The organism is Paenibacillus sp. MZ04-78.2, assembly GCF_024213375.1.
Taxonomy (GTDB): Bacteria; Bacillota; Bacilli; order Paenibacillales; family NBRC-103111; genus Paenibacillus_G.
This window is the reverse complement of sequence record NZ_JANAVJ010000072.1, coordinates 1-10,554: the sequence shown is the minus strand read 5'-3', so window position 1 is coordinate 10,554 and position 10,554 is coordinate 1. Positions and strand designations below refer to the sequence as shown.

General features: G+C 43.5%; 10 protein-coding genes. 7 read left to right on the top strand and 3 right to left on the bottom strand.

The genetic code is table 11. The annotated features are described in order from the left end of the window. Positions 1-550: 550 nt before the first annotated feature. Positions 551-769 (bottom strand): helix-turn-helix domain-containing protein, encoded by a 219-nt coding sequence (locus NLX71_RS25270; RefSeq protein ID WP_254366544.1) that lies wholly within the window; start codon positions 767-769, stop codon positions 551-553. A 338-nt stretch (positions 770-1,107) separates the two neighbouring features. On the opposite strand from NLX71_RS25270, the gene NLX71_RS25265 reads away from it, so the two are divergent. After that, positions 1,108-1,284 (top strand): hypothetical protein, encoded by a 177-nt coding sequence (locus NLX71_RS25265; protein ID WP_254366543.1) that lies wholly within the window; start codon positions 1,108-1,110, stop codon positions 1,282-1,284. A 712-nt stretch (positions 1,285-1,996) separates the two neighbouring features. Here the strand turns inward: NLX71_RS25265 and NLX71_RS27210 are convergent. Then, the gene (locus NLX71_RS27210; protein WP_375377967.1) at positions 1,997-2,071 is read right to left on the bottom strand and encodes a putative holin-like toxin; all 75 of its coding nucleotides are present in this window, start codon (positions 2,069-2,071) and stop codon (positions 1,997-1,999) included. A gap of 280 nt (positions 2,072-2,351) precedes the next feature. Here NLX71_RS27210 and cas6 point away from each other — a divergent pair, with 280 nt between their 5' ends. The 6 genes from cas6 to NLX71_RS25230 all read left to right on the top strand — a co-directional run bounded on the left by cas6 (position 2,352) and on the right by NLX71_RS25230 (position 10,384). Next, positions 2,352-3,113 (top strand): CRISPR-associated endoribonuclease Cas6, encoded by a 762-nt coding sequence (gene cas6 / locus NLX71_RS25260; protein WP_254366542.1) that lies wholly within the window; start codon positions 2,352-2,354, stop codon positions 3,111-3,113. 155 nt (positions 3,114-3,268) lie between these two features. Beyond that, a complete protein-coding gene (locus NLX71_RS25255; protein ID WP_254366541.1) occupies positions 3,269-5,263 on the top strand; it encodes a hypothetical protein in 1,995 nt (664 codons plus the stop codon). Between the two features lie 4 nt (positions 5,264-5,267). Next, entirely contained in the window at positions 5,268-6,224 is a 957-nt protein-coding gene (locus NLX71_RS25250; RefSeq protein ID WP_254366540.1) for a CRISPR-associated protein, read from the top strand. A 9-nt stretch (positions 6,225-6,233) separates the two neighbouring features. Continuing rightward, a complete protein-coding gene (cas5, locus tag NLX71_RS25245; protein WP_254366539.1) occupies positions 6,234-6,917 on the top strand; it encodes a CRISPR-associated protein Cas5 in 684 nt (227 codons plus the stop codon). Continuing rightward, complete coding sequence (gene cas3, locus NLX71_RS25240) at positions 6,905-9,247, top strand: CRISPR-associated helicase Cas3' (RefSeq protein ID WP_254366538.1); 2,343 nt, start codon at positions 6,905-6,907, stop codon at positions 9,245-9,247. Before cas5 ends, cas3 begins: the two co-directional genes overlap by 13 nt. Positions 9,248-9,808: 561 nt before the next feature. Beyond that, on the top strand, positions 9,809-10,384 hold the full coding sequence (locus NLX71_RS25230; protein WP_254366537.1) for an AAA family ATPase: 576 nt from the start codon (positions 9,809-9,811) through the stop codon (positions 10,382-10,384). Here the strand turns inward: NLX71_RS25230 and NLX71_RS25225 are convergent. Then, positions 10,347-10,554 (bottom strand): hypothetical protein (locus NLX71_RS25225; RefSeq protein ID WP_254366536.1); only part of this gene is annotated, 208 nt, incomplete at its 5' end. The genes NLX71_RS25230 and NLX71_RS25225 overlap by 38 nt on opposite strands.

Sequence of the window (10,554 nt, the reverse complement as noted above, 5' to 3'; positions counted from 1 at the left end):
CCTAAGACAGTTCCTCTTGAACCGCATCAGCGGTTGTTATTATTCATTTTCATTTACTGACATGCGAAATGTGGGATGAAATGAAAGGCTGCCAGCATTTTGTGCTTGGCAGCCTTTTTGTGATGATGGGGTCAACTGAACAGCGACATTCTGGCATGTATGTTCGTATATTCAATAAACTTCATTTCCTTCGCCGCTCTTACCAAGTTTCAAAATTGCTAATAGGTGGGTTCAAGACGCCAACACGGCGCAACCGGTACGGGCCTCGGTAGCAGTTTCAATTCCTCATAGGTAAGTTCAAAACATCTGAAAAAGAACGGAACGCTGGATAATTTTGAAGTTTCAATTCCTCATAGGTAGGTTCAAAACCTATAAATATGACATTTTTGATAATACAAAAGGAATGCCTGAAACGGTGTGAATGAGAGAATGCTTTATTTCCGCGCAGTTTTTATTGTCGTCGATCCTCCGGCTTTTTTTGCAGCATTGAGGGGCGACGACAATATTGTGATTAAATGGAAGTTATTGAAAGTAAGGAATTAAGAGGAAATCAATCAACTGACTGGCCCTCATTTTGATACTCTAACAAATCTCCAATACCAACGCCTAAATAGGAACAGAGCTTGTCTAAAAGCTCCCTTGGGTAACGTTCCGTTTGATCGTTATACAAAGCCCGTACACTATCGAAACGATAATCAATATCTTTGGCTAACTGTCGAATGGAAATTCCCCTCTGGTCAAGAACTAACCTTAATTTTGAACGAATCAATGCTGCTCACCTCTGCTCAAATTGTAGGATTACCACTTACATATGTCAATCAATGAAATAGAGAATGTGAGTTGACACCTTAAACGGGTAGGTGTGCAATGATGTCGATGACACGTTAAAAGTGTCGGTATTTAAGGGTGGTGATCTATTTGTAGTTCTCTGTTCTACGTATAGAAAAAAATAGATAGGCTTTTCTATTCATTTTCTAGTTACATGATATGTTTTGGCCCCCATAACGTTTATTGCGAACCTCAAGTTCAAAAACTCGGTAAGGAAATAGGAAAAGTACTTCAACATCAAACGGTCAGCTATTGGAAGACCTAAAACGTGGAGGAGATATGTTTCAAGAACTGAAAAAACTAATCGCAGACCTTAACTATATTCAAACAATTTGGGATATTGAAGCTAAAAGCAGACATGATGAAGCCGAAAAAAAGTATGCTAATGGAGTTAGTGACGGCTTTAAACATTCCGCAGTAGCTTTAGAATCAATCATTCGAAAATACTCCAATTGATGTTCGTGTTGACCCATGAGCGGCAGCCTTGGGTTTCTTTTCTTTACACGACAAAGAAACAAAGCCATGGTTTAAATCTACATGGGTATGTTCAAAAACGTGACTCTTTTGGGTACATCATTGAAAATCAGACTGAGTTCTAATCCTCATAAATACGCTCAAAATAACGATATCGGAACAAGCGACGGAGATTTTGCTTATTTCAATTTCTCATAGGTGTTCAAAGCGAGTCAAAGCTACCCCGTATATCGGCCGTCGTGATCTCAGTTTCAATTCCTCATAGGTATGTTCAAAACGACAACGCCAGCCAATCAATTTTATTTGACTTCTTGTTTCAAATCCTCTTAGGTACGTTCAAAACTTATAAAAATCCTGCTGCAACGTCATTCCCGCATATTTCATGTTTTCAACAGCTAACGTCCCAATCTCTTCTGTCACACAGCTATCGTTGTCATCGATCCCCGAGCTTTTTTACAGTATTGGGGGTCCACGACAAAATGAGCATAGCTAAATTATAATGGTTTGTCCTCATTTTTCAACAATCATTTACCCGTAACATATGGACTATAACGGAGTTAAGAAACAAGACCCTTTGTTGAGTATCAAATTGGCGAACTCTGATCATGCCTGCTATGAGGAGTTTTCGTACAAATGGAGCGGGCATAAATAATAGGCAGCTTTTTATTGATTTTGACTAAGGTTTTTCTGTTTGTTATTGCCAGGAAAGTAAAGTGAGGATGAACATGCCGAACAAGAATATTAACTTTAAGGTATCCTTTACTTTCATGAAATCACCTCCTCTCAGGAGAATGCAACCCATGCTTCCCTTGTAAACATTGTATTGTTTGTCTATAATACATTGTTAAAAGTGATTGACGAACTGAGTTACCTGTACAGGATTTGAAATTTTCTTCTTTTCAATGGCTATTCATCTACCTATAAGGAAAATGGCGCTTGGAACTGATGTTCTATGCGCCTCTTTTTTTTGGATTTCATGTTGATAAATTCATTTAATGATATATAATGGATTATAGCATCTCACAATTCCATTTAAAAGTAGAAACAAAATGAAACAGGTGATCACTTTGCGAGTCAAAATAACGCTCCAATTCCCCGGCCAACTGATCGTGTCTGTACATCATTTCGAGCTGCTGCACGGACTGATCTATGCAAGCATTCGCAACGAGCACTATCGCGATCAACTCCATAATGAGGGCTACAAATACGAGAACCGTAATTTCAAAGGCTTCTGCTTTTCCAGGCTGCAAGGGAAGCACACTGCATCTGAAGGCAAACTCACATTCAGTTCCCCGGTCTCCTTCTTATTCTCCACCTGCGACGAGCAGTTGATGAAAGAACTCGTCTCTTCACTATTTACCAAAGATTACGTGATGATCGGACATCAGCGGACAACCGTCCTTTCCGTCGAACAGATTGAGGAAAAGATTAGCGGGCACATGAGGATACGTTTCCTCACTCCCGTTACGATGTACAGCACGTTCATGCATAATGGTAAACGTAAGTCCTACTACTACAGTCCTACCGAAGAAGATTTCAGCGAACTGATTGCTGCCAACGCCCGCAAGAAATACGAAGCCATCTTCGGCCAAGATCCGCTTGACCGCACACTTACCCTTACTCCTCTTGATAAGCGGCATCCCCAACAAGTGATTTTTACATTCAAAAAAACAATCATCAAAGGTTGGCTAGGCGAATTTATTCTGCAAGGACATCCGGAGCTACTGAAGCTTGTTTACGATGCTGGGATCGGGGGGAAAAATTCAAATGGAGCCGGCTTATTCACCGTGGTAAGTCATCTGGATGCATAGGCGGAGATGTGACAAAATTCGAAAAAAACCAGGATAAAATACTAATCCAGATATTCCAATAGTTGGAGTTTGTGGTATACTGGTCATGTTCATTGAAAATAAGTGTAATAGCTATGGCTTTGTTAGATCGTTCGTCATATACAGGAGGTGAGCACATGCTTGCTGAATCCATCATTCGCATCGGCAGGCCCATTGTACATAGTGACTTGCCGATTCAACAACGCATCCGATGGCTGACCGATGTTGATAGCGAAAACTGCAAGAACTTCTTTCAACATGTATTTTTAATTGAATTGGAAGGGGACGAGGCGGCTTTTCATTTCACGGAGGTAGGTAATGTAGAAGGAAAAAGCTTTGTACCAAGCAAACAGAGAAATAATGCATACCCCATTCTGTATCCGAACGGAGGGAATCCTCTTCATGCTCAAGGGGTGTATCCGATTCCCTGCTATCTAATGTATGAAGCACATATTCGAGCAATGAAGCAGCCTGATTCGTTCGCAGCAGAGGTAATCTTTCCTAGATTAAAAAACTCAATTTCCTATAGAGAAAAAAGTGAAGAACAGCTTAGGGAAATTGCGCGTCGTGTAGCCGAATGTATAGCCCCTCATTTTGATAATTTTATTAAACAAGAAAAACAACTCGGCATTCTATATATCTACGACCATAGCTTACCTGAATATCGATCACTAGAGAATAGGTGCGAGGATGATGATCGCTATTTATGGATAGCCGAGAGCAGGTTATCCCCTGGGAAACAGCTTCATATTGATGGAGATCGAGCTTTGGCAGGTATCGTCGAGGCGAAATTCATGGAAGCAAAAACCTTGGGTAGTGCCAGCAATGCAATTTCTACGTTTACCAATCAGGAAGAGAAGGAAGTTGCTTCGATTTATAATAAGTTTTGGCTGTGGATGTCTCCAACTTGGGAAATGCCTCGCTCCATTTACTGGGGCAAGGAAGAATGGACACGCGGAATTAAGGTGGACCGCGCCAGTTACGAAGCCTTCTTGTATGGCACACAGTTGCTAAAACAAATTACAGTTCCGGTAACGAATTCAATTCTCAAGGAAATGTTTGCTCCGGTAGCCAGCGCGGAAGCCAAAAGGCATATGAAGCCTTCCAGCTTCGAATCCATTTTCGGAGTCCCGTTCGTGCTTTCGCTTCTGAAGGACGATTCAGAGCAGCTCTATCACAAGTATAAGCGGATCTTGAATCAATCCGATAAGAGTGAAAGCGACATTCATCTTGAAATCTTAGCAGGCATTAATAAGGTAATACCTCCACTAAGCGATGAATACCGCTTGATGATTGTGTATTATTCGGGTGAATTGTCGAAGGGGGATATGCATGTTCGCAAAATTATCGAAGATGTCGTTCCAAGTACAGCCACATTGTTGCAAAACATAATTAAAGAGATTAACCGTAAAGAGCTTTTTCATATTGTCAAAACCCTAAGGTGCAATACAGATAAGGAATACTATCGGCTCCGTTCCCTTCCTTCACTATTGGCAAATGCATATGGCCCAGGTTATGTATGGAGCAGCTTGCAAGCGGTTTTGCACCGTCAACCCATAACGACCCAGCGTCTGTACAAGAATACAGCCATTAAGCTATTGGAATTCGCTCTTAAGGAAGATGACTGGGGGATGCGGGAAGAACTGGTGTTCCACTATGGTTTCCTTGCCTTATATTCGCGATACCAAGCGGAAGTCATACAAAGAGATGAAAGGGTGAATACAGTGGCGGACTGGGAAAATATCATAGAAGTTTATCATGCTGGGGGGGTATCGTTATCTCATTTGCAATCGGCTGAAGAACTAGGGTTTGTCACGGGATTGCTGCTCAGGCAGTTCTCGAATTCCCATCAATTCAAGACCGGTAAAGACTATGTGAAACAACGGGTAATGAAGTTTGGCAGCAAGCTTACGCCGGACATGATATGGAAATACGGTGTTCTCCGCTGCGAAGAGCTTGCCGAGCAGTGGAGCATGAAGCTCGGGAAAAATTTCCGACCCGTTCTAGCTCAAGTTCTGCTCGGTTTCCTGGAAGCAGAGCAAACGCAGACGCTCCGTTCAGATAAAGATAAATTCATGACCGCCTTCTGGTCGGGTTACCTGATGTACCATAAGGTGAAAGAGGAGGAATAATAAGATGACAGTACGTAACGGTGAAATCTTGTTCGTTAAATCGGTTAAAGATGGGATTCCGAATCGCGATCCGCTCCAAGACAGCGACGCACGCAGACTGTTCCCGGAGGAAGATGGCAGAATCTCGTTAAGCGATGTGAGTATCAAACGCGATGCGAGAGATTATGTATTGGAAGCAGAGCCGAACGGAGGAAGCAGCCAACGTAATTATATATTTGTACAAGGAAAGCTTAACGAAAAGGGAAGATTGCTCACACGGGGAGGCTTGGCGGAATGGATTGCGGAGCAAGTGGACAAGAAAAAAGAAGCAAAGGAAAATATGAAATCGGTACTGCTGGAGCATAGCTTCGATACTCGTACGTTCGGGATCGTGTATTCGGTAACTCCGAAATTTCATTTGACAGGACCTGTGCAGTTCGGTTGGGCGCACTCTCTTCACCCGGTAGACAGCCAATACATCCAAGGAACAGTTGTCATGCCGAGTGCTGGTGACAAGGAAGGAGAAGAGGGGAAAACGCAAGGTACCATATGGACAAGCTACATCGTTCCATTCGCTGTATTTGCTATGCCGGGTGTTATTAATGCGAAAAATGCGGAACAGACGGGTATGACAGTCGAAGACCAGGAATTGCTTCTCAAAGCATTATGGCAAGGCACACAGCATCGTCAAGCGCGTGGCCGGGGTCAACAACAGCCTTTAATGCTGGTGCATGTGGAGTATACAGATCCATTTTTCCGGATTGGGTATTTAGAAGATTTGATCGCGTTGCAGCCGGGAGAAGAAGCATGGAGAGATGCGGGACGCCGCCCTTCGTCTCTAAAAGATATTACGCTAGACATTTCGGAGTTGCTTCGTACTCTGGAGCAATATCAAGAAAAAATTGAACGTTGTCGGATTTGGATTCACCCCTCTTTGCGTGTGCAAAGTGATATTTCACCTTACTTACAACCTTTATGGTAGGCGATGATAATGAAAGCGGTTATTTTTGATGTAAAGGGCTCAATAGCACATTTTCGGCGGCCGGATACGACGGCGACTCATCTGACATACCCGTTTATCACTCCCACCGCAGTCAAAGGGATGGTAGGCGCAATCATAGGCATTACGGATTTTGTCACATGTGATCGAGTAGGAATCCAGCTATTGCGTCCCGTGCGCACATCGGCACAACAATTATCCATGCTGGGCAAAGACGCCGGCAATACCTTTAATCGTCCGACAACGATTGAGCTGCTTGTCAATCCGGCTTATCGCATATATTACACAGGTGAACAATATACCGATTTGCTGGAGGATAAATTGAAGCAAGGACAATCCGTTTATCCGACTTATTTGGGCGTTGCGTTTGCACTTACCTTCCCTCGACTTGTTACCATTGATGAGCATGTGGAGCGTGCGGACGAAGATATTGTTACGACTCGTACTGTTGTTCCGACATCGCTTATCGAAGATTTACTTCTAACTCAGTCCAGTCTAACCTACAGTCGGGCGGGGGGCTTTATGAAGGATTACTTGGGGAATCGGACTTTCGAGAAATCTATATCGTATATTTACGAAAAGGATGGCAATCCGATCACATTCCGGCAAAAATCAGATGCCGACGGAAACTTGGGAGTGTTCACGATCGGAGGGGAAGCAGTATGTCTCGTCTAGTTGCTTTCGACCAATGTATTGCCAGACCAGGCTCGTTATTGCGCGATCATTTAATCCAAGTCGGACATTCGATAGAAATGTTCCTGGAAAAAGAATCAGATACACTTAGACGATTGGCAGGACTGGCCGGAATTTGTCATGATATCGCCAAAAGCCATGCCAAGTGGCAAGATTATATTCATCTAAAAAAGAAGAAGGGTCCCAATCATTCTGCCTGCGGGGCCTTCTTTTTTTCCTATCTTGGATACCATTTGCTCCAAGGCATAGGAGAATGGGAGCAGTACCAATCCGAATGGTTAGGGCTGATTCGGGATATTGCAGATCACCATAGTCGCTTGCACAATTTGTCGGACGAAGCTTGGCTTACATGCTATGACTGGCCTTCACTTGATCTTGCGGGAATAGAGGCTTTTATCCACGAACAGTATAAGGAATTATCCGCTGTCAAGATCAATCCAGCTAGTTTGGAACAGTGGTTGAAGGAAGCAGAGGAAGCGGTAGAAGAGGCGCTTGACGCGTTGCAATTAGGCTATGGATCGTGGAAGGCGCTTCGTTTGATGCGCAAAGTCCAGGTATGGCGTCACATAACGACGGGCTTAATCGCGGGTGATCGTTTTGATGTAAAGCAAGTGACAACAATCTGGTTCGATAAATATGCGCATCAATGTCATCTGGAACGGATAGATAACTATTGCAAAAAAAATCAGAATCATTTGTTGTCCGCGGTACGATTACAAGCTCAAGAAGATATCATGACACAATTGCTTCGAGATCCCAAGGAACGGTTTTATACGCTGCATATGCCGACGGGATACGGAAAAACGATCACCTCTTTGAAAATTGCTTCTTGGTTTGGCGAACAGCAGGATTTTCAGAAAATCGTATATGTCGCACCATACTTGTCTATTTTAGAACAGACCAGTCTGGTTATCGAAGAAGTAATGGGGGAGAAAACGTTAGAGCATCATTCGCTGGCCTTATTGGAGGATCGGGACGAAAATGATCAAAGAACGAGTGAGAGCCAATTAGCGGTAGAGTCTTGGGCGCATGCTATTGTTTGCACCAGTTTTCATCAGTTTGGGAAGGCGTTGTTCCCAAAGCGCTCTCAGGATGTACTGCGACGGGCGTTTTTGCAAAATGCAGTTATTATCATAGATGAACCTCAAATCCTGAGTCCCGAAGTATGGAATGTGTTTCTGTGCGGATTGGAAGCCTTGTCCGATCTCATGAATCTCAAGGTCATTTTCTTGTCCGCGACGATGCCTCCATTTCATTATGGACTGTCTAAGCTGCCTGTCCCTCTTCAGGTACGTGCAACCTCCGATCATGACCGATACCAATTGCTTCTTGAAGAGGCTCGGGACGAAGTTTCTCTAGCTTCGTTTTTGAAGGAAAAAGAGGTGTCAACGAAAGCTGCCATCCTGAATACGATCGAAGATGCATACCGGGTTTATCGAAATATAAAAACGGAACGAGCTTATTTGCTGCATGGGCTGATGATCCCCATTCATAAAAAAGTATTAATTGAAACAATCAAACAAGAATTAAACCAGAAAAAACGCCGGTACCCATTATATGTTATTTCTACTCAGGTTATTGAGGCTGGCGTGGATGTTAGCTTTCAGCATGTGGCAAGAGCATCAGCGATTTTACCTTCCATTGTACAGGCCGCGGGGCGTGTCAATCGTCATCTGGAAGGCGAAGCTATAGGGACCGTGTCGGTCTTTCCATTTTATCGTAAAGGCATCATGGATACGCGTAGTTTGATCTATCTAAAACCATTGCAGCAGATTACCGACCAATTGTTACAACAACAATCGGTATGGAGGGAATCAGAGCTTACGGCGTTAGTTCAAACTTATTACCAAGAAATGTTTCGATACAATACATTTGAAGCGGCTATGGCTTACATTCGCGATGCTTATGAAGGGGAGTGGCAGAAACTATCGAATTTTTTTCACCCCTTTGAACAAAACTTGCTGGTGAAACTGCCTGTCTTTGTCCCATGGAATCCAAATGAAGAAGAACAAAACCTTTTACCAAAGTCGTATTCGTATTTACAGAATAAGTTCAAGGCCTACAATGCAGAAGCCATATATGAGCGATATTCGGATAAAGAATATATGAGAAAGTTATCATTTGAAGATCGAAAGCAATTTATGATTTTGTTTAACTATTACGTGTTGAACATACCGCAGAAAAAGGCATTGAGATTAGTAGGCGAAGAACAATTTCTGAAACACCGTATTCCCATTCTGCGTGGAACGGATGCTTACGATTCACAAGTTGGGCTTCATTTATTGTTTGAGTCGTCCGATGGCCTCAATTAGATCCGGGTGCTCAAGACAAAATAATCTAAAGACGATGAGGATTCGGTTATTTTCTATACTTGGCGCACTCAGAAGTATTCGAATCGGGAGATCATTGGCTTGGAAAAAGGCGGACAAAGCCTTATAATTTAACTATGCTTTTTGTCGTCGATCCCCAATGCTGCAAAAAAACTCGGGGGTCGACGATAACGATAGCTGCGCGGCAGAAGGGTTTGTAGCGTTAGCTGTTGGAGATACGAAAGTGTGGGATATGTGAAAATGGCGTAGTAGCGGGGTTTTTATGGGTTTCGAACGTACCTATGAGGAATTGAAACAGCAGCACCGCGAACAAACGCCTGCGCAATTTCGTGTTTCGAACGTACCTATGAGGAATTGAGACTCCGGCTGAATGCCGGACTCACCACCTTCGTTGTTCGAGTAAGGAGGATAAAATTTTGGATTAAGGGATTGATATTTCAGGATTGCCGATTTCAGAGGTAAGGCAGCGCTGGAACGGGTCAAATTCTCTAGAATGCAAGCTTCCCGGAGAAAGGGACTAACTTCATTGACGGGAGACTAAAAATGACGAACCGTACATTGTTCAGGAAAGATTTTATTGTTATCACCGGTGGGCCCGGTGCAGGTAAAACTACCTTGCTGAATGAACTACAGAGAAGCGGCTATCCATACGTTTCGGAAGTCGCCAGAGAAATCATCCAAGCAGAGATGTCTTCCGACGGAGATGCCTTACCTTGGAAAAATGCAATCAAATATCGCGACCTCATGCTGGATAAATCTATCGAAAGCTACCATGCAGCATTATCCAATCGGCCGGGGCACACGTTGTTTTTTGACAGAGGCATCCCTGATACGTTGGCCTACTCTTCTTTAATCCATGCCCCCATGTCAGAGAGGCTTGAATCCGCAGTTCAGAAATACAGATACAACAAGCAAGTGTTTATTTTGCCGCCCTGGAAAGAAATCTACCAAACGGACAGCGAAAGAGTACAGGATTTTGAAGAGGCGCTGGCTACGTATCACATCTTGTTTGAAACCTATAAGCAACTGGATTACGAACTGATTGTTGTACCCAAGCTACCGATCGACCAGAGAACAGCGTTTATTCTCGATCATGTTGAGCAAATTCCAACCGATTGAGCGCCTTCTGTGAAAACGTGAAACCGGCGTCAGCCGGATGAATCTCTGGATGTGCGTCTCGAAGCTGATCGCCCTCGTCACCCCCCGGCATACCTGTAAGCGTCAAATCCTCCACACCTAGAAAAACGACGGGATTCATGAGATCATATACGTAACTGATTACGACGCGC

Coding starts and splice junctions, on each gene's coding strand:
- NLX71_RS25250 (WP_254366540.1), top strand. CDS start 5,268: ATGACAGTACGTAACGGTGAAATCTTGTTCGTTAAATCGGTTAAAGAT.
- cas6 (WP_254366542.1), top strand. CDS start 2,352: ATGAAACAGGTGATCACTTTGCGAGTCAAAATAACGCTCCAATTCCCC.
- cas5 (WP_254366539.1), top strand. CDS start 6,234: ATGAAAGCGGTTATTTTTGATGTAAAGGGCTCAATAGCACATTTTCGG.
- NLX71_RS25265 (WP_254366543.1), top strand. CDS start 1,108: ATGTTTCAAGAACTGAAAAAACTAATCGCAGACCTTAACTATATTCAA.
- NLX71_RS25255 (WP_254366541.1), top strand. CDS start 3,269: ATGCTTGCTGAATCCATCATTCGCATCGGCAGGCCCATTGTACATAGT.
- NLX71_RS25230 (WP_254366537.1), top strand. CDS start 9,809: ATGACGAACCGTACATTGTTCAGGAAAGATTTTATTGTTATCACCGGT.
- cas3 (WP_254366538.1), top strand. CDS start 6,905: ATGTCTCGTCTAGTTGCTTTCGACCAATGTATTGCCAGACCAGGCTCG.